The organism is Pedobacter xixiisoli, assembly GCF_900215335.1.
Lineage (GTDB): Bacteria > Bacteroidota > Bacteroidia > Sphingobacteriales > Sphingobacteriaceae > Pedobacter > Pedobacter xixiisoli.
In genome coordinates this window covers 995,990-1,016,226 of the sequence record NZ_OCMT01000001.1, presented here as the reverse complement: position 1 = coordinate 1,016,226, position 20,237 = coordinate 995,990, and the positions used below count along the sequence as shown (strand labels likewise).

Genomic DNA, 20,237 nt, shown 5'->3' with positions numbered 1-20,237 from the left:
TGGCTAGTAATTTGCGAGTTTATCTTTGTTTTTTAAAGCATTCGACACCAATAAAGCACCAGCGATAAAGAGAATCAGAGAAATCAGCTCTGCTTGGGTAAAAGAAATACCGGCAACCGTATATTTAGAATTTACCCTGATTAATTCCACTAAGAAACGCTCCACGCCACTAAACATTAAATAAATACCGAACATCATACCAGGGATGTTTACTTTAGTTCTAATTTTCCATAAAAACCAGAAAATCAATAAAGCTGCAATAACCTCATAAATAGGTGTTGGATAAACAGGATTCGGCAATTCGTTACAAAATCTTCCTACGCAGCCAGGAATAGGATTACCTTCTCCAGCTACGTTATTGGGATAAGTATACGCCCACAACCAATCTGGCAACCAATTAAATGGCTTCGGGTTTAAGTTATCAATTCCCCAATCACCATCACCAGACAAATGACAGCCAATACGACCAACGCCGTAGGCCAACATCATTCCCGGTCCGCCAACATCCAACATATGTAAAGGTTTGATGCCATTTTTATGAGCAATGTATAATACCGCTGCACCACCGCAAATTAAACCTCCATAGAAGGTTAAACCACTAAATGAAAGCAAACCACCAATTGGGTCTTGTATAAATGTATCCCAATGCTCTAGATTATCGAATATTTTAGCACCTAAAAAGCCCCAAACAGCCGCCCAAACAATCATGCTGCTCATCAACTCGTGAGGACGAACAGTAACCTCTATCTTTTTAGGTGAGGGCAATTTCACTTTTTCCTTCTCTTTGTACGACCAATACACAAATAGCGCCGCCAAAGCCAAGCCTCCCAATAAATTTCCTTTAGTAGATAGCAATACAGTTTGCGAATCCGCTACAAACAATTTGTAATTTGCTAAAGCATAAATGAGTTTATATCCAATCAAAAATCCAAATAAAGCATTTGATATTAACTCGCCTATAGAAGCAGGCTCTCCAATGGTGGTCACGTGCTTTACTGGCTTCAAAATACCCAAAGCTTCTTTACGTTTTAACTCCTTGCTAAAAGCCCAATACCCTGCAACAAATGCCAAAGCCACAAATACGCCAAAGGTATTAAACGGTAGAGGTACCTCTATGCCAAACAAATAAGAAATAAAATGGGATACGGTTGGAAACATACATTAAAAGTTTAGGCGAATATATAAAATTTGCCTATTCTTTTGCTCTTTTTGATCGCTTTTTAAAGCTCATTGAAGTCATTTTTAGGATTTGAAAAAGTAAAGTTATTCGCTTCCTATTTCGGCAGTCCCGCTATACGCTTTATCCCGATAATATCGGGGATGTTCGCTCCTATCGGGTTTGAAAGGCAGTTTCTATATATCAGTTTATTTTCATAAACCTAATTGAACGAAAAATACTTTTTGTCACTAAAAAACCTCATAGGTTTAACAGACATCGAGCAGAGGAAACCTATGAGGTTTGCGGGATGGGTGAAAACAAAAAGATTGAAGTGAAAGCAGGACTAACTTTGCCATAAGCTACTAGGTTGCTTTTCTAAAAAAAAGATATGTCGACTAAAAATTACACATCAAAGATTGAGGCTCATTAAAACTTCATTTTCTTCATTACTTAATGATTAAAAAACGTAAATTTTAATGGTGAGCGTAAACGGTCTCCATTTCAGCTACTTCTACCTCTCCTTCTGCCGTAAGCTCTATTAACTTCACATTTTTAAGTTCGTTAACCATCAATGGATCGTATTTAGCTTTCACTTTTACATAGTTTTTGGTGAAACCATGCATAAAACCGTTCTTTTGGTCATCTTCAAAAAGCACTTGGCCTTCGCTACCTATTTGAGATTGATAGAAAGCCCTACGTTTTTTATCCGACAGTATGTGCAACATTTTATTACGTTCGAAACGAGTACTGCCTGCAACTTTACCTTTCATTACAGCAGCTTCCGTTTGCTCACGCTCCGAATAGGTAAATACGTGCAAATAAGAAATATCCAATCCGTTTAAGAACTCATAAGTATCTAAGAAATCTTCCTGCGTTTCGCCTGGAAAACCAACAATCACATCTACACCTATGCAACAATTAGGCATCAATTCTTTAATTTTAGCCACTCTGTCTACGTACAATTCACGTTGATAGCGACGTTTCATTAAACCTAGAATCTTATTAGAACCAGATTGCAAAGGAATGTGGAAATGCGGTACAAATCTTTTTGAAGTAGCTACAAATTCGATGATATCGTTGCTTAACAAATTAGGTTCTATAGAAGAAATACGGATTCTCTCGATTCCCTCTACTTCATCTAAAGCTTTTACCAAATCAAAGAACCGGTCTTCACGTTGACCTTCCCTGATGCCAAAATCACCCAAATTTACACCTGTAAGTACGATTTCCTTTACACCACTAGCTGCAATTTGTTGTGCTTTTTGCAATACGCTTTCAATAGTGTCGCTACGGCTATTGCCACGTGCTAAAGGAATAGTACAATAAGTACATGGATAATCGCAACCATCCTGCACTTTTAGGAAAGTACGGGTTCTATCACCAATAGAATAAGCGGCAATAAAGTTATGGTTTACTTTCTCAATATCTTGCTGATGCACAACCGCTTTTGGCTGCTTAGTTAAATCGGTAATAAATTCAACGATACGGAATTTCTCTGCTGCGCCTAAAACCATATCCACCCCTTCAATTTCTGCAATTTCTTGAGGTTTTAGCTGTGCGTAACAACCTACGATAGTTACGTAAGCATTTGGAGCATATTTAAGCGCTTCTTTAACTACCTTTCGGCACTTCTTATCTGCGTGGTCAGTTACAGAACAAGTGTTGATTACGTAAACGTCTGCCGCCTCCGTAAATTCTACCACACTGTAGCCTGCATCGGTAAATAATCTACCAATTGTTGACGTTTCCGAGAAATTCAACTTACAGCCAAGCGTATAAAAAGCTACTTTCTTCATTTGAGGATGCAAAGATAAGAATTTAGTTTTTAGTTATCAGTTAACAGTTGTCAGTTGCATAGCGTTTGACAAACCGTTAACAATACTTTTAACTTTCCACTATTAAACTATTTAGTCGTTCCAGCGATAACTCTCTTTTTCTAAACCTGCTAAATCAATAACTCTGTCTACTACCGTTTGAGCAACTTCCTCTATCGTTTTTGGCAAACTGTAAAAAGACGGATTAGCAGGACAGATAATTCCTCCAGCTTCTGTTAATGCCTTCATGTTATTTAAATGAATCAAACTGAAAGGGGTATCACGAACTACAGCAATCAATTTTCTTCGTTCTTTCAAAATCACATCAGCAGCTCTAGAAATTAAATCGTTAGAGATACCGTGAGCGATACGTCCTAATGCGCCCATAGAACAAGGTGCAATGATCATCGTGTCGTATTTTGCCGAACCTGATGCGAAAGGTGCATTGAAATCCATTTTTGCATAGAAATCGAAACCGTAGCTATCATAATCGTCATTACCTAATTCGTAACGCCAAACTTCTTTTGCGTTATCAGACATTACAATGCCCACTTTATCTATCTGCGACTGTAGTGCTTTCAAATTGTCTAACAAGAGTTTAGCATAAATTGAACCACTGGCTCCTGTAATGGCAACTACGATTTTCTTTTTATTTAGCATATACAAATATACAACCTGATGCACTAGCTAGCTTCAAAAAACCGTATTAGTTAGATAAAATCATCGTTTATAGCCCTAAAATTAGAGTTTCTAATTGTGCGAAATAAATAATTACGCTCTAAATCAGCGAAGTACAACTTATCTCTATTTTTTATTTGCAGGTAATTAAACCTATTTCTATATTTGCACCTCCTTAGAACGAAGAAGTTCTTCAAAAAAGGAAGATTCCGTAGCTCAGCTGGTAGAGCATTACACTTTTAATGTAGTGGTCCTGGGTTCGAATCCCAGCGGGATCACAAAGATCTAAAAAACCCTGCAATCGCACGATTAGCAGGGTTTTTCCTTTTAGGATTTTACCAAAACTTACACGAATTCCCATAAAAAAAGTGAGTGATTCGGTGAGTACCCCTTAAAATAAACTAAGCAATTTGCTCTAAAACCTGCCTTATGCCCTACAGCGCTGTAGTGTAAAACACAAATATTTCTAAAATCTGGAAGTAATTAAAAAAGAATCCCGGAAAAGATTCAGTAAAAACTAAATTCTTTTTCGGGATCATAAATTAGTTATCAGTTCTATTATATCTGAACAAACATGAGGATATAATTCTTTTCACCTCAAAAAATATGTTATAAACCTATTTACATCGCTTATAACACGAAGTACCTATCCGCAGGTAATTATTCTTCTGCTTTTTCTGGAAACATCACTGATGCGAGTACCGACAAAATTAACACGCCAGCTACTACCAATAGTGAATGAATTGATTCGATATGATAAATTGGAGAAATCACCATTTTAACACCAATGAAAGCAAGAATAATGGCCAAACCGAACTTAAGTTTGCTAAACAAATGGATGAAGTTAGCTAATAAGAAATAAAGTGCTCTCAAGCCTAAAATCGCGAAAATATTTGAAGTATAAAGTATAAACGGATCGTCTGGTGCAATAGCGAAAATAGCAGGGATAGAATCTACTGCGAAAAGTAAATCGGTAAATTCAATAACACCAACTACAACCAATAAAGGCGTAGCTAGTTTCTTTCCGTTCTCAATCGTAAAAAACTTATCTCCATCGTAATTAGAACTTACCTTAAAAAACTTGTGTACCACCCTAGCACCAGGGCTTTTATTGAAATCTTTTTCTTCGTCATCGTCATCTTCTGCAAACCAAGATTTAATACCTGCGTAAATTAAGAAGATACCGAATAGTGTAAGTACAACATTAATTTTAAGGGTATAGCCTAGAATTACCATTTCGGGAAGATAGGTAAGCTTAATTAAGCCCACACCGCTGAAAATAAAGATAGCTCTTAGTACCAATGCACCAATAATACCCCAAAATAGTACTTTATGATGTAAATGCTTAGGTACATTAAAAAAACCAAATACGAGAATAAACACGAAAAGATTATCTACCGAAAGGGCTTTTTCTATCCAATAGGCCGACTGAAATTGAGAGAACTTCTCTACGCCCATAAAGTAGTAGATTACCCCACTAAAAATCATTGAAAGGCTTATCCATACTAACGACCAAGTGATGGCTTCTTTGTTAGACACCTCATGGCTTTTCTTGTTGAAAATGCCCAAATCTAGTAGCAGCATAATTAAAATTACCACTGAAAATACTGCAATTATTCCAGGGTGATTGATTAGATTGTCCATTATTTTTTGGTTAATTTAAGATTGTTTTTCATTTGTTATTGTTATCAATACTAGTCTTCCACCTTCTTCTGTAGAAAGTAGGATTTTTTTCCCTTGTGTAAGTACTATCATTTCATTTACTGGCACATCCTTATTCACTGTTAAATCTTTCATGTGTTCCAGTTTCTGATTTACCAAAACCCATTGCCCTTCGTAAAAGGTAAAATAGCCAACAGGCACTCTATCTTTAGGATCTAAACGTTCATTTCTTACCACGTTACGGTCTACATGCCAGTTAAATAAATACTGATTATTGTACACCATTAACCTCGAATTATCAGGCTTCCAAACTCCCGGACTAAATTCATAATAAAAATCGAGTATTGGTAACGTTCCTTTATGTTTTGTACCACAAAATGGACATTTAGGTTCTGTAGAATTATCAAACACATACCAACCTTCACTACAAGACGGATTTGTACATTGCTGCATTAGATCAACTGTTTTAAGCAAAGCTTGTTCCCAGCTTTCGGCAGGTGGTCTTTCTTGTGGATGATGCAATCCTTCTATAAAAGTCCTATTGAACATCTCTGTCAAATAAGGACCGGTAATGGAATATGGTAATTTATTGATATCGCTCCATGGTAAATCCCATTTAGAAAAACGATTGACTTTTGGTCTATTACTATGATCTGTTGGATGCTCAATAAACAATGCCCCTTTTCCCATCGACAACAAGTCGTCCATTTCTGTATCTAAGTTATGTACTTTACCGCCTTTTAATGGGTGGCGATGTAATAGAAACATATAAATCAGCACAGGCAATGCATGTAAATCTGTCAATCTACTTGGTAATACCCTATTTGGATCGGCTTTGTCCAAGTGTTTTGTTGCCAATACCTCTGGCGCAATAAACTCGGCAGTGCCAATTACTTCCGCAGGAAATAGACCAGGTACTACCAGCCCATCTAAATCTATCATACAAGCCGATTTTTCTATCGGGTCTATCAACACGTTATTGTAAGAAAGATCAGAATGTGCCAAGCCCATGGCATGCATTTTTTTAACGCCACGCACCAAGTTAACACAGATTTGAAAGTAGCTTAACCAGTTACCTAACTCTGCTTTCGCCACTCTTAACGGAAACTGCTCGTTTCTGAACTTAGCCGCAGCAAACCATTTTCCGTTCTTTTCCTTGCCTTTAATTAAATCTCCTGTTTCGTGTCCCTGCTTAAAAAAGAATTTCCCTTTATACGTTGGAACGATGATGCCTGTTAAACCTCTATGCTCCACCACATCTGCTGGCCAACGAAAAACCTCCTCCAGAAAATAATCTGCAGCTTCTTTATTTTGTATTTGTGGACGATAATAATTGGTAATTCTCTTTAACCGTTCTTTCTGATTCTCATCCAATTTATCTCTAAACAGCGCCACCACGTAAGATTTATCAGGACTGAAATAAACATCCTTTATCCCTCCCCTCATCGGTTCGCCATTATCGTTAAACTGATATGTCTTATTTGGGTCGTTCACCGACCTCACGGTTACTATATTCATCATCAAAAGCTAAGATAAAACAATTAAAGTTCTATCATCATGGTTACCTGGGCTCCAAAAATCCATCCAATCAGATAGGTTGCTCTGGTTATCAGCATCTTTTGATAGCGCATTTATCCCTTCACTATTATTTCCTTCCAAATCTTCGAAAAAGAGTTTCCATTTTTCAGTTTTCGCCAGGTTAGCTTCAACTTCAAATTTCGGGTCGTAAATACCATCTGTCATTAAAACCAGGTATGGCAAATCAGTTGTAAATTCGAAATTAAAACGTTCTTCAAAGTTTTCTTTCGTAAAAATATCTTCCATGGTGATGAACCTCGTTCCGCCGCCGTATTCGCCCACATCTAGCTTATTGAGTGGCTTTACCCATTCAAAAGATTTATTAACGAGCGCCATTGGACAATCGCCTACAGAAAAGCTTAAAAAGGCATAACCATTTGCAAATTTCTTTACCAGTACAAAAGCTAAGGTTGCATGAAAATCGCTAACTGATGCATTAGCATCCAGCGCAAAATCATTAATTGTTGCATAAGCTTTTTTAGCTGCCGCTGATAAATGTGCTCCGGCAATATCGAGCAACTTAGCTCTTATGGAAGTATCTGTTTGATAAATGGTGATGGCTTCATCCAATAACGCAACATTTTCTAAGCTAAAGTGCGTGGTAAAATAATCGACCACAGCATTGCATGCCAAAAGCGAACCTTTGCGTGAAAACTTGGCAGAGCCTGCGCCGTCTGAGATGGCTACAATACCCCAACCATTTTGCAATTCAGCGTAAGCATAATCATCATCTCTAAAACTACCCTTATTAGCATGTGAGCGACCTCTTTTTGAAGCCGCAAGTAAGGTAAAATCTAAAAGAGAAGCTGTTTCAGCTACATTATCTGCCTTTGCATAAATATCATTCGTATCACTAGGAATATCTTTCCATAACGATTTAGGATCTGGGTTGATGATAATCGTTACTTTCTTCTCGTTTAAAGGGCTATTTTCATCTTCGCCTTCAAAATTATAACTAAAAAGCATTGCGATATCTCCACTAGTTTTAGGCGTACCGCTAATTGTTTTTGAATTAGCATCATAGGCCAAACCAGTATTTTCAAACCCGCTTAAACCATAAGAGGTAATGTCTTCCAGTCCATATTGCTTAAAGTCGAATTTAGTTTGATAGGGCTTGCCTGCTATTCCATTTGGAAAAGCTAGCTGCAAAGCATTAATTTCTGCTCGCCGAGCTATTATTTTCCAATCTTTTGTCATGTTTTGTTGAAGTAGCCGAATATTTTTTACGCTGTTAATGTTTGCTTCTGTATTTACAAATGCCCGAAACAATTCACTTTGATTTTCGTCAATGCTAATGCCTTGTTGTTGCAAAAGTGCCCGTATGTACCTGTCTGTTTCGTCCATTAGCCTTGGGCTCTTGAAATATCGAAACCACCGTTACCCAAGCCATATTTGCCTTTAGTGCCACACCAAGGGCAAGTGCTTTCTAACTCTTCGCCTAAGCAATGTATTTTTTGGCAAGCACAAACTGCTAAACCGTAAGGATTACCGCAGCAAGGACAGTTGGGAGCACCTATCAATTCGTCGCTATGAATTCTGTTTTCTACTTTGTCATCTGCCAGCTCGTAATACGAATTATCTACCGGAAATGCTCCTGCAAGGCGATAAGATTTGGTCAAGAGTTTCATCCCTCCAAAATCACCTTCGTTGAGGTTTCTGGTATATTTCATTAAATACGGACGATTAGTGTTTTGACATTTTGCAGCAAGTACCACGAAATTATCATCTACCAAAGGCTTTTTATCTGCTGCTTTTGATAAATCTATTTTAGAAATGGTATCGCCATTGGTTTTAGCCAATTCAAAGCCCGAAGAATTGCTCTCTACACTAACGCTACTGGTTTTAATAGAATCAGATACCCATCTAAAGAACTCTTTATAAGATTGTGGGCTCGTATTTTTGAATAGATGTACTTCATTGGTCAATTGCCCCAATAAGGCACCATCTGCTTCGTTGCCGAACGAAATGGCAATCATATTGGTAGAACGTTGCCAATTGCGTTTCCACTCGCCTATGGCAGCAGTGGTGTCATCTGTAGGTACACCATCTGTAAATAAAAAGATGATGGGTTTCCAGTCGCCTTTTTGATCATAAGTAGTTTTTACGATATTGTTTCGAAGCTCATACATCAAATGCCCTAGCCCTTTGCTTAACGAAGTTCCGCTCCCGATTGGAAAACGTGGTGGATAAAAATTCACGATCTCTTGCAAGGGCACCAAAGTTTTAGGCTGGCCCGCAAATACGATAATGGATACCCAAACGGTTTCCAAAGCATAAGGATCAGATTTTAGGGCTTGAATGATACTCGCCAATCCCTCTTCTACCTGCTGTATAGGTTCGCCAACCATCGACTCAGAAATATCGATAAGAAAATATATTGGAAGCCTTCTCATAGGTTGTTCTGTTAAATAACTACGGTAATTTCGCTAGGTGGTGGTGGTAGTTTTGAAACTTCGCCCGTACCCTGACTTTTATTGCCTTGCTCTATGGTTTCGCTTACCCATTTGAAAAACGTTTTAAGCGTTTGGCTATCGGCCGAATCGAGGTGAACTACATTGTCGGTTAGCTGCTTTAACATGGCATCGTTTGCCAAATGACCAGCAGCACAACCCACTACAGCACCAAAATCAAAAGCACGTACTTCGGCTGTTTTTTCGTGGTACAATTGAATGTCGCTTGGTTTTCCATCAGTAAAAAGGAACAATAACGGTTTCCAATCTCCTTTTTGCGTATCTGATCCTTTAATTACATCTTGTCTAACTTTGTTCATCACAAAATCTAAAGCGGCGCCTGTATTGGTTGGTCCGCTTTGCGGGCAGGTAATTTCTGGTAGGCGAAATTGTACCAACTCTGTAAGCGGCACAACTTCTTTTACTTCTCTATCAAACGTGATGATACTGATCCAAAGGGAATCCAACGCCTGCGCATCGCTACGCAAGGTGTTTATCATTCCGCTCAGCGCATTATTTAACGCCTGTATGGGCTCGCCATACATAGACCCAGAAGTATCAAGTAGAAAATAAACTGGTAGTCTTCTCATAGCTTATCGTTTACCTTGGAATATTATACGTTGGCGGTTGATCGTCTCTTTGTACCGCGTTAGATGATACTACACCTCCAATATTGTAAGTGCTGGTATTTGCTTCGGGATCGTTTTGTAACAGTTCGCTCATCACAATATCTGTTACATCTTTGCCACCCTTCATGTGATCATAAATTGATCCGATGGTATAGATCGGCCCCCAAGGAATACCCCACCAACCTACCACAGCATTGGTAATTACATGCTTGTAAGAGTACTTGATAGATTTTTCATAAGGTCTGATGAGGTAGATAGACGAAGCTCTTTTAAAAGTGGCAAGAACCACGGAAACAGTGTAAGGAAAAAACACAAACCTGCCTCCGTCGTTTACAATGGCTTGTATCTCTGATACACTTAAGCCATCGATATTCTTGATTTTCATCGCTTACAAATAAGACTGAACAATACGATGTATCGTCTGACCTAAGAAAGTATCTTCTGTTGGATCGCCGATAGCACTAAATTTCCATTCGTTGTTGCGTTTGTACAATTTACCCATAATGATAGATTGTTTACCCACATATTGCGACTCAGCAGAAACATTGTAAGACGCAAACTCAGATTTTACATGAGTAGGTGTACCTTCGTACATTCTAATTTTTGAGTAAGGAATTTGTGAGAAATCTTCGCTACCCGCATTGTTTAAGAAAAAGAATATCTGCGCAACGTTAGGTGAAATTCTACTTAAATCTACGGTGATGATTTCATTGTCTAAGCCATCGTCGCCACCAGAGTCTCCCTGTAAATCATCTCCTGTGTGTCTCATTGCATTATCGACAGTAACCAGCTTACCTTTTGGCAAACCAAATTGCTGTAAAACCTCTACACGGTAAAGTGGCGAATATAAATGATCACAAATAGTGTTGTTCTCATCAATAAGTATGCAGCTTAAATCAAGATCTATATTTTGTACTTTTTTGCTCAGCCCTAAGAAACCTTTTGTTTCAATTGCGCCCCAGTTAACGCCAACACAAAAATTGGTAAGTGTTTCGCCCGTACTTTTTTTAAGATCGATTTTTTGACCTTTAGATAAATTAATTGCCATAGTAGTATCTGTTTATTTTGGTTAAGTTTAGTTGTATTTATTCAAGAAATCTTGAAGTCCTCCTTTTAATCCCGAACCTACCGCTTCAAATTTCCACTCGTTATTTCTTTTGTAAAGTCTTCCGAATTCTACCGCAGTTTCAATAGAGAAGTCTTCATCTAATTCGTATTTTACTAATTCAGCATTGTTAGCGCCATCTACAATACGGATAAATGAATTTCTGATCTGACCAAAGTTTTGTCTTCTAGCTTCTGCTTGGTGAATGGTTACAACGAAACAGATTTCATTTACGGCATCTGCAATTTTTGATAGATCTACAATTACCTGCTCATCGTCGCCATCGCCTGCTCCAGTTAGGTTATCTCCTGCATGTATTACCGCCTCATCTGGTGATTTTAGGTTATTGTAAAAGATGAGGTGGCTATCGCTAATTAATTTGCCATTTGCACCCAAAACAAATACAGATGCATCTAAATCAAATGCTTCGCCAGTACTGCTTGAATTAGCGTCCCAACCCAAACCTACGGTAAACTTTGGGGCACTGATATTTTGTCTTTGTCCTTTTTCTAAATTTATTGCCATTTTATTTTGTGTTGATATTGATGTTTAACATTGCTCGTAAAATATTGGTCTGCTCGTCTACATTTTGCAGTTCTTCTAGAAAATCAACTCCCGATATCTTTGCCAGATAACCTGCTAACACTTCTTCTACACTTTCGGGAAGTGATGTTTTAACGGTAGTCAACTTATCTCGCAACAAAACATTTTTGCTTCTCAATTCAAATACAATTGTTGCCTTATCAGAACTGTTTCTCGATAAATCTAAACCTTCAGACATTATCTCGTCGAGCAGGTAAAATGTTTTAATACTATTAATAAATATAAACTGATCGTTCGAGTCTACAAAATCAAAAACCTCTACATATTCATTTTCAAACCTTAAGCCGCAGGCAAACTTCACTCTGAAATTCAGCTTATTAAGTTTACCTATTAGCTTTTTCTCAATTACAGCATACTCTGCTTGATAGGTCTTTTTTCCAGCGCATTCTGTGAGTTGTAAAAAAGCTTCGCCACCTGGCAACTCTCTAAAAAACTCCTTACCCTTACGAGCAGAAAACACCATGATGTCGCCCCAGCCAAACGTGGGAGAAGCAGTGCCAGCATCTAGCATGGTATAAATCTCCCGAAGTTTGCTAGACATAAGCGTACCATGCTTTTTAGCCGCAATTTGAAAATTGCTGCCTTCTGTCTCCTGTTCTAGTTTTTTGATGAGATCATCGTTGATATAAATCTCATCGGTAATTAATAAATATTGCTGCTCTTTAGATTTCTTAAGTTTCTGGAACAATTCAATTAAGCTACTGGTATATTGTATATGAAACAGTTCCAGCTTATTTATATCTAGATTTTTATTAGACTCAAAAAGGTTATGAATCACCTTTGTGCGAATGTAAACTGCAAAGAGATCCTTATGGTTAAAAAAGTTGGATAACATTTTTACAACCCGTAGCCTTTTGGCACTGTCCTTAATTATCTGAGCATATATTTCTTCCAACCCTTCCACCATCTCATGTTACCATACGGGAGTTTTTAGTTAACTACTCCCTTTTTTAATTCAGCTTCTAAACTTTGTAATCCGGCATCTAATTCTCTTCTCTTTTGCGTGCCTTGTTCGTGAATTTGTTTCACTTCATTAAGTGTATCTATCAACGATTTGGTAGTCATTTGCAATGTCTCTAAAGATACCACCGTGTTCTCATTTTCTTTGGCTACTTCAATGCTGTTTTGTTGCAACATTTCGGCATTTTTACGCAAAATGGTATTGGTAGTTTCCGAAACTTTTCGCTGTACTTCAATGTTTTGCTTCTGTCTTTGCAATGCAACAGCCAAAGTCAACTGGTTTTTCCAAACCGGCATGGTGGTGGTTAAAATACTCTGTGCTTTTTCTGCAATAGAAGTATTGTTGTTTTGCACCACACGTATTTGCGCCAAAGATTGTAACAGGATGAAACGAACAATCTTCATGTCAGCCAGTCTTTTATCTAACCTATTGATGAAAGTTCTTTTATCAGCGATTTCATAATCTTGATAGTTAGCCGGATTGCCTTCCATTACCGCTAGCTCTTCAGTTAGTTCTTTAAACTTTAACTGACCTGCTACAATGTAATTTTCAAGCTCTTTAATTAAGCTAACATTGCTATCAAACATGGTTTGCAACGAGGTGTTATCTTTCACAGAGTTAATCATCCCTGCTTTAACCTTGTTGCTAATCTTGTCTACGTTAGCGGTAATTTTATCGTATTTCTGAAACAGTTTCTTTACGTCAACAACCAACCTTTTAAGAAAAGGAACATTTGAGATAAACCTTTGAAACGCATTTTGGTTAAGCTCATTAACGTCGATATAATTCAACTCGGCTAATAGTTCGTTGATTAACCCTCCTACTTCCCCACCTTGTTGCGCTCTAACGTTGGTTAAAAAGGTATCACTCTGACGAGAAATAGAATTCTGTATTTCGGCACCAAAGTTCAGAATAGAATTTGTATCCTTTTCCGAAAGCTTATCAGAGATGTTTTTATAAGTCGCTAAGTCTGCTTCTTTGATGTTCTCTAAAGTTACATTTCCTTCTTTGTCTATCGGAGATGCGGTAGCAGTTAAGCTAAGTTCATTATTTTCCATGTTATAAATGGTTTTGTTGAATGGTTACTACAGTTTGTTCCAAGTTTCTGTCGGCTGTAGGAAGACCGATAGCGTTGAATTTCCAATCGCCGTTTCTTTTGTAAAACACGCCTAAAACCATAGAAACGTTACCTGCAAAAGCACTATCGTTTGCTATATCGTATTTGGCAAAAACTTCGTTAACTCTGGTAGGTGTGCCCTCATAAATTCTAATCGAAGCAAAAGGGATATCTTTAAAATCTTGCCCACGAAAACTATTGATGAAGAAACCTACATAATTTGCTGCAGGGTTTAACTTGCTCAAATCAAGCGTAATTACTTCATTGTCCAAGCCATCGTCACCATTAAGATCGCCTGTTAAATCATCACCACTGTGTTTAATGGCACCATCTCTAGATTTTAACTGTCTAAAGCTTACTGTATCTAAATTTCTTTTGTTCTCGTCATAAATTGCACAACTTGCATCAAGATCTACCGGTTCTTTTTTATTTCCGAATAAACCTTTTTTTACAATAGCACCCCAGTTGATACCTACACATATACTTTGCAACTTAGCACCATTACTTTTTTCTAAGTTAATGCGCTGTCCTTTTTCTAAATTGATAGCCATGTTTTAGTTGTATTTAGTTACGTATTGCTCTAATCCGCCACGTTGGCCAGCACCTACGGCCTCAAACTTCCACTCGTCGTTTCTTTTGTAAATCCTGCCGAATTCAACCGCAGTCTCAATTGAGAAATCTTCCTCCAATTCGTATTTCACCAATTCGTTACCAGTAACAGAATCTACAATACGTACAAATGAGTTTCTTACCTGCCCAAAGTTTTGCTTTCTAGCGTCAGCATCGTGAATAGTCACTACAATACAGATTTCAGTTACCCTAGGATCTATTTTAGATAAATCAACATTGATTTGCTCGTCATCACCATCGCCGTCTCCTGTAAGATTATCTCCGGTGTGCTCTACCGCTTCATCTGGAGATTTAAGGTTGTTGTAAAACACAAAAAACTCATCGGCAATAATTTTCTTGTTTTCGCCAAGAATAAATACCGATGCATCAAGGTCAAAAGCAGCTCCTGTAGAAGTTGCGTTAGTATCCCATCCTAAACCTATCGTGAATTTTGGTGCATTAAGAGTCTCACGTTGACCCTTCTGTAAATTGATAGCCATAATTATGCGTTATTTTATTTTTTATACTTTGGTTAATATAAGCGAGATTTTCTTGGTAATCTGCTATGGTATGGTAATTATTGCTTACCGCCAGATGAAAAAGTTGCTCTAACAACGTATCTTCAACTTGCGCTACCAACAGCAACAACTCACTTTTTTCTAGTTTTAAAATGTACTTTACCGTACGGGTATTGAACACAAATGACTGAGCGTTAATAATTGTGCTTAGACTTTCAATATCCTTAACGTAAAAATAATTGTAATAATTTTCAATATTAGGGTGTATATCGCTATTTTTCAGTTCAGCATAATACATAAATACAAATTTTCCCTGAACATTGTACTGTTCCAATATCTTTTTTACGATATGCTCGTGACTACCGGTAATCTTAATATCATCTAAAAACAGACACAGCTTGCCATCTATAAAATTTCTATCGATGTAATAGGTATCATTGGCAATTAGTTTTACCCTTTGTTCATAATCTAGATTACCATAATCGGTGGTATAGGTTTGATTTCGATAAATTTTAGATTCTACCAATGCCTTTCTGTTATGCTCATAAAGAAAGGTATTCATTTTAGTTTTAAAATAGAAACTAAGGTAATTTGATGCCGTAGGTATAGAATGATAAGGGCTTGGCAGAATTACAATTTCTTCATTCGATAAAATGAGGTCTTTATGTTCTGCAATGAAACCATCGAATAATTCGTCGGCAAATTTTCTGGCGATAGCACTATCTCCAAACTTAAACTTACTGTATTCGCTTTCTGAGAAAGGACAATTATTTTTGTCGGTAATTTTATAGCGGCTGTAACTTAGATTCATCTGTTGTTTTGTGTGTGATTAGATAAGCATCAAATCCATAAGCAAGCGCTCCGTTATAATCGGACACTACATTATCTCCCACGTGGAGTACTTCATGCTTTTCTATTGGCGCTAATAGTTTGATATTTTGATAGGCGTATTCGTACATTGCTAGCCCAGGTTTTGAAAAGCCAGTTTCATCTGAAAAAGCCTGAAATGCGAAATAGCTATCGAGTTGATAATGTGCGATAATGTGGCGCAATGAACTGCCTTTAATAAAAGCGGTATTGCTCAAGATGTTCATGGTTTTGCCATCATCGTGCAATTGCTTTAAAAACTTAGGCAAGTTATCGTCTAGCAGTAATGGTTTGTACTGCATCATCAATTCTTCGGTATGTTTGTAAAAATCTTCTAGTTGTTGACGCTGATAACTCTCCAATTTGACCTCTAAGGCATCGAGAATTAAGCAATAGATTTCGTAAGTATCAAAATTTCGATTTACCTTTTCATTGATACCATTGGTAAGGATATCGAATTTTCTAATGACAGCGGCAACTTCCTCGATAGGTTTATCTATCGCAAAAAAATCTCTAAAAAGCTGGTTTCTTTTAGGTTTATATTCTGGATTTGACCTAATGAGCGTAAGCCATAAATCAAATGAAATATGTCTGTATTTACTGAAATCTTGTAATAGCTGTTCGTTAAACATTATACGTTCAAATAAGCGTAAATATAAAATTTAATACTTCCCTTAGCAACTTAATTAGTTTAAGTTTTTATAAATTCTTAAACCACAAATCTCTAATTAAGTTTAAAATTAAAGGATTTTAGGCGAAAAGTCACCGTAGATACCATTCCTGCAACTGTGCCAAGTATTTGCTAAACAACGGATTTTAGGACGGAGTTATATTTCATTCCTTACCTAAACCAAAAAAAGCTTCACATTTCTGCAAAGCTTTTCGTTTTTGTTATATTTTAATTTATTTCTATTAATTTCCAGTCCTTGCCCTCTCCTCTTCGTTTCCAGTTCGCCTCTTTTTAACATCGATTTTATTACTGCCGAATTTGTAGTTTACCGACAATTGAAACAATCTGGTATCAAAATAATAGTTAGAACTTCTATGAACCCCGTTCACAGTTGAGCTGAACCTAAATCTGTCTGATCTGAAAATATCATTGGCTCTTAGGTTTATCCTTAAATCTTTATTGAGCAACAGGTACTGAATAGCAACCGAAGTGGAAGTAAATGGTTTGATTCTATCTATGCCGTATGCACCAGACATATAATAATCGAAACCTAGATTAAAGGATACCGTTTTAGCTTTATTTAAAGTAAAGTCGTTATTAGTGGTGAAAAATGAAGTAAAACCATCTGCACCCTTTGCTGACGAATCGATAGTTTGTACAGTTGTATAATTCACATTTAGCATATTGGTACTGTTCCACCAGCTAATTTTATCGAAGGTAAACGATTCTGAAAAACCATATCTCTTCAGGTTAAAGATGTTTTTATAAATCAAACGAATGCGGTTGGTATTTACATCCGGTAATCCTAATTGGTTAAATACATCGTTTTCTATGCTGTAATATAACTTACTTTCAAGTTTTTTGTAAGAATAAATAAATTCGAAATTATCTATAAAATAAGGTCTTAACACTTGATTACCCTCTATGGTTAGAAATTGGGTGATGTAGGTCACATTTGGATTCAGTTCTGCAAAATTAGGTCGAGCTATTCTTCTGCCGTAGCTAAACCTATAAGTTGAATTTCCAGCCGGAGCATAGGCTAAATTAACAGTAGGAAATAGCTTGGCGTAATTGTAACTCAAAGATTGATTTGAATTTCCATTGTAAGACTTCGTTTGCGTAGCTTCCATTCTAAGCCCAATCTGAGCTTCTAAATTATTCTTTAATTTCTTGCTCCCAGAAAAATAAAGTGCCTGCACATCTTCATTGTAATTAAATTGATGGCTCGTTTGTGGCATACTCGTTATCGGACTATTTACCAAACCGCTATTAAAAGCAGAGATGTTGTTTGCTGTGTTAGAAACAGAAACCTTTGCTCCCGTACTCCAATTAGCGAATTTTGTTGGCAATTCGACGTCAACTTTACCTGAATAATTATTGGTTTTTTGCTCATTATCATTAATTCCTTTGAAATATTGAATAGCATAAGGATTATTCATTACTGAAGTCCCTTCATATGGTCTTGTATCATTATTTGCATAATTAAAGTAATCTAAATTCAGGATTATCTTTTTCCCAGCAGAATCAAGCTTAAACTCATTAAATAAATTTATAGAATTAAATTGCGGCTTTTGGCCGGCAGTATTAAGTGATAAGATTTCGTTAAAAGGTATATCGTTATTATAATTAAAAACTGATGATTTTGCAGGTCGGTTGGTATGTGTTTTATTCAAGTTAGCGATATATTGAAAGCCTAACATCCAATGATCAGTTGCCGAATACTGCATTCCTAATACGCCGTTAAATCTTTTGAACTTCCGGTTAAACACTTGTTTTGTATTCCATATATCATCTGGAAAAGAGTTGTAATCCTGATAATCAAATGTTTCGCCGCCGTCTCTATAATTAAATGAAGACGAAAGACTTAACCTATTCTTGCTGTACATGAAGTTACTTGTTACAGCTCCTTCCCCCTCATTGTATCTTCGCAGATAAGTACTTCCTAAAGATAGACTCCAAGCATCTGACTGCGCCTTTTTCAATTTGATATTAATAAGCCCACTGCCACCTGCAGCATCATATTTAGCAGGCGGAGTAGTAATTACTTCTATGTTTTTGATATTATCTGCTGGAATTGACCTTAGGAAACTTGCCAAATCTTCCGTTCCAAGCTCCAATATCTTATCATCAACCATTACCCTAATTGATTGTTTACCAACGATGGTGATATTTTCGTTTCTAACCGATACTCCAGGTGTTATTTTTAATGCGTCTAACGCATCTCCGCCAACAGCGCTAATCGTGTTTTCTATATTAAAAACGAGCCTATCAATTTTTCTTTCTACTAGTTCTTTCTTTTTGTAAATTGTAACGGTTCCCAAAATACTTGTAACATCAACTGTGATAGTTCCTGCATCAAAATCGGAATTCAGTTCTATATCTTTTGTATATAGCACCTGTTTAAATTGGCGAATTTCTAATTTGTAGACCCCTTTTTTAAAGTCAATCACAAATTCTCCATTCTCATTTGTTATGTGACTTACAAGTGGTATAGCTTTATCAGACAGCAGCGCAACTTCTGCATATTCTAAGGGATTTTTTTCGAGCGTAAGTACTTTGCCCGAAATTTTAATTTGAGCATTTAATGCATTGCAGAAAGCAAATACCATAAACACCATCAATAAAAACGCTTTTCTCATTTTTAAAATTTTATCTTTTTAATAATGAGTGCAAATATCAATGAGCCGATATTTTAAAGATTTCTAGTTGATAGAATTGAAGTTCTGCTTTATAAAATTGAACTTATTTGGAGTGTGCTTTTTGATATTCTGCTGGCGTTAAGCCTGTGTTTTTCTTAAATGCAGTAAAGAAAGTTGATTTAGAATTGAATCCACTATCGTAGCCTAAGCTTTCGATGGTGTAGTTTTTCTCGGTTTCTAACAAACGTTTCGCTTTCTCGATTCTATAATCTTTAATCAGATTGGAAAAAGACTTCCCTAGTACTTCATTTACATATTGCGACAACAAATGTTTCGTCACCTTTAGTTCTTTGGAAGCATCTTCAAGCGAGAAATTTGAATTAAGGAACAATTCTTTTTCAATAATAATAGAAAGTTTTTGGTCAATTAAAGCCATTGTTTCCTTATCGATTTCTTTGTTTTTATACCGTTCCTTTTCTATTAAGAAAGTAGATTCTTTACTATTTCTAAAAATGAAAAGTAAAATAACTAAATAGAGTATAAATGAGAATGATAAAGCGCCAACGATGTAGGAGGTGTAAGTTGCAACTGCATAAGCTAGCCATATAAATGCAATGCCTAAATAAATGCTAAGGAACCAAACATCTATCTTCTTTAAACTTTCTTTTTCCTTTATTTTTTTAACAATTGGGCGGATGTATTTAAAGGAAAAAGCGATGTAAATGAACCACTGTGCGTATATGCCATTAATAATCCATCTAACCCACAAGTTATTATTTTCAAAGTAAGGATAAACAACACCCAACACGGTAACGATGAAGGCATAAGGCAATATATGTTTTACCCAATTTATTTTTTCATTTGTAGTGTAAGATTTAAGGTATAAAAAAAGAAAGGGTCCGATTAGTGCACAGGCAGAAAGTCCAATTTGGATAAAAACATTAGAAACATTGGGGTTAAAATAAAAAAATACCGACTTGACAATTCGAACGCTTAAAACCAACAGCAAGAGAGACAGAAAATAGTTTGCAAAATGTTTCTTTTTAGCGTTAACGGCGAAGTAAATCGAAAGTAAAAAGCCATTAAAAGCGCCCAAAGCACTAAAAAAGAAAAGCAACTGATGATATCCAGTCATTAGCAAAAGGTGAGATAGTTATTTAAGGGTTCACAAACGTAAT

The 20,237-nt window shown here is 36.6% G+C and carries 19 protein-coding genes and 1 tRNA gene; 1 reads left to right on the top strand and 19 read right to left on the bottom strand.

What is annotated here, in order from left to right; translation table 11 throughout:
- Positions 1 to 3 precede the first annotated feature (3 nt).
- The 3 genes from CRO54_RS03955 to CRO54_RS03945 form a co-directional block, all read right to left on the bottom strand.
- Entirely contained in the window at positions 4 to 1,158 is a 1,155-nt protein-coding gene (locus tag CRO54_RS03955) for a prolipoprotein diacylglyceryl transferase (protein WP_097128936.1), read from the bottom strand.
- 474 nt (positions 1,159 to 1,632) lie between these two features.
- Positions 1,633 to 2,955 carry a tRNA (N(6)-L-threonylcarbamoyladenosine(37)-C(2))-methylthiotransferase MtaB gene (mtaB, locus tag CRO54_RS03950; protein ID WP_097128932.1) on the bottom strand — a complete coding sequence of 441 codons (1,323 nt, stop codon included), beginning with the start codon at positions 2,953 to 2,955 and terminating at the stop codon, positions 1,633 to 1,635.
- 111 nt (positions 2,956 to 3,066) lie between these two features.
- Positions 3,067 to 3,633 (bottom strand): UbiX family flavin prenyltransferase, encoded by a 567-nt coding sequence (locus tag CRO54_RS03945; protein WP_097128930.1) that lies wholly within the window; start codon positions 3,631 to 3,633, stop codon positions 3,067 to 3,069.
- A gap of 223 nt (positions 3,634 to 3,856) precedes the next feature.
- Between CRO54_RS03945 and CRO54_RS03940 the strand changes: the two genes are divergently transcribed.
- Positions 3,857 to 3,929: transfer RNA gene (locus CRO54_RS03940), tRNA-Lys, on the top strand.
- 382 nt (positions 3,930 to 4,311) lie between these two features.
- On the opposite strand, the gene CRO54_RS03935 is transcribed toward CRO54_RS03940, so the two are convergent.
- From CRO54_RS03935 to CRO54_RS03860, 16 genes are all read right to left on the bottom strand, one after another.
- Positions 4,312 to 5,295: a TerC/Alx family metal homeostasis membrane protein gene (locus tag CRO54_RS03935; RefSeq protein WP_097128928.1), complete on the bottom strand. Its 984-nt coding sequence runs from the start codon at positions 5,293 to 5,295 to the stop codon at positions 4,312 to 4,314.
- A gap of 15 nt (positions 5,296 to 5,310) precedes the next feature.
- Complete coding sequence (locus tag CRO54_RS03930) at positions 5,311 to 6,831, bottom strand: helix-hairpin-helix domain-containing protein (RefSeq protein WP_097128926.1); 1,521 nt, start codon at positions 6,829 to 6,831, stop codon at positions 5,311 to 5,313.
- A 9-nt stretch (positions 6,832 to 6,840) separates the two neighbouring features.
- Positions 6,841 to 8,235, bottom strand: coding sequence for a PP2C family serine/threonine-protein phosphatase (locus CRO54_RS03925; RefSeq protein ID WP_097128924.1), 1,395 nt, complete (start codon positions 8,233 to 8,235; stop codon positions 6,841 to 6,843).
- Positions 8,235 to 9,284 (bottom strand): TerY-C metal binding domain-containing protein, encoded by a 1,050-nt coding sequence (locus tag CRO54_RS03920; RefSeq protein WP_097128922.1) that lies wholly within the window; start codon positions 9,282 to 9,284, stop codon positions 8,235 to 8,237. Before CRO54_RS03920 ends, CRO54_RS03925 begins: the two co-directional genes overlap by 1 nt.
- A gap of 11 nt (positions 9,285 to 9,295) precedes the next feature.
- Positions 9,296 to 9,931 (bottom strand): vWA domain-containing protein, encoded by a 636-nt coding sequence (locus tag CRO54_RS03915; RefSeq protein WP_097128920.1) that lies wholly within the window; start codon positions 9,929 to 9,931, stop codon positions 9,296 to 9,298.
- A gap of 10 nt (positions 9,932 to 9,941) precedes the next feature.
- Entirely contained in the window at positions 9,942 to 10,355 is a 414-nt protein-coding gene (locus tag CRO54_RS03910) for a hypothetical protein (protein ID WP_097128918.1), read from the bottom strand.
- A 3-nt stretch (positions 10,356 to 10,358) separates the two neighbouring features.
- Positions 10,359 to 11,018 carry a TerD family protein gene (locus CRO54_RS03905; RefSeq protein WP_097128916.1) on the bottom strand — a complete coding sequence of 220 codons (660 nt, stop codon included), beginning with the start codon at positions 11,016 to 11,018 and terminating at the stop codon, positions 10,359 to 10,361.
- A 27-nt stretch (positions 11,019 to 11,045) separates the two neighbouring features.
- Entirely contained in the window at positions 11,046 to 11,600 is a 555-nt protein-coding gene (locus tag CRO54_RS03900) for a TerD family protein (protein ID WP_097128914.1), read from the bottom strand.
- A 1-nt stretch (position 11,601) separates the two neighbouring features.
- Positions 11,602 to 12,366, bottom strand: a complete 765-nt coding sequence (locus CRO54_RS03895) for a hypothetical protein (protein WP_205943947.1) — start codon at positions 12,364 to 12,366, stop codon at positions 11,602 to 11,604.
- Between the two features lie 242 nt (positions 12,367 to 12,608).
- Complete coding sequence (locus CRO54_RS03890; protein ID WP_097128912.1) at positions 12,609 to 13,697, bottom strand: toxic anion resistance protein; 1,089 nt, start codon at positions 13,695 to 13,697, stop codon at positions 12,609 to 12,611.
- Position 13,698: 1 nt separating this feature from the next.
- Positions 13,699 to 14,307, bottom strand: coding sequence for a TerD family protein (locus CRO54_RS03885; protein ID WP_097128909.1), 609 nt, complete (start codon positions 14,305 to 14,307; stop codon positions 13,699 to 13,701).
- Positions 14,308 to 14,310: 3 nt separating this feature from the next.
- Positions 14,311 to 14,865, bottom strand: a complete 555-nt coding sequence (locus tag CRO54_RS03880) for a TerD family protein (RefSeq protein ID WP_097128907.1) — start codon at positions 14,863 to 14,865, stop codon at positions 14,311 to 14,313.
- Entirely contained in the window at positions 14,834 to 15,694 is an 861-nt protein-coding gene (locus CRO54_RS03875) for a phosphoribosyltransferase family protein (protein ID WP_097128905.1), read from the bottom strand. Before CRO54_RS03875 ends, CRO54_RS03880 begins: the two co-directional genes overlap by 32 nt.
- Positions 15,669 to 16,382, bottom strand: coding sequence for an HAD family hydrolase (locus tag CRO54_RS03870; protein WP_097128903.1), 714 nt, complete (start codon positions 16,380 to 16,382; stop codon positions 15,669 to 15,671). The genes CRO54_RS03875 and CRO54_RS03870 overlap by 26 nt, the downstream gene beginning before the upstream one ends.
- Before the next feature lie 280 nt (positions 16,383 to 16,662).
- Complete coding sequence (locus tag CRO54_RS03865) at positions 16,663 to 19,059, bottom strand: TonB-dependent receptor (RefSeq protein ID WP_097128900.1); 2,397 nt, start codon at positions 19,057 to 19,059, stop codon at positions 16,663 to 16,665.
- A 103-nt stretch (positions 19,060 to 19,162) separates the two neighbouring features.
- Positions 19,163 to 20,194, bottom strand: coding sequence for a helix-turn-helix domain-containing protein (locus tag CRO54_RS03860; RefSeq protein WP_097128898.1), 1,032 nt, complete (start codon positions 20,192 to 20,194; stop codon positions 19,163 to 19,165).
- Between the last annotated feature and the right edge of the window lie 43 nt (positions 20,195 to 20,237).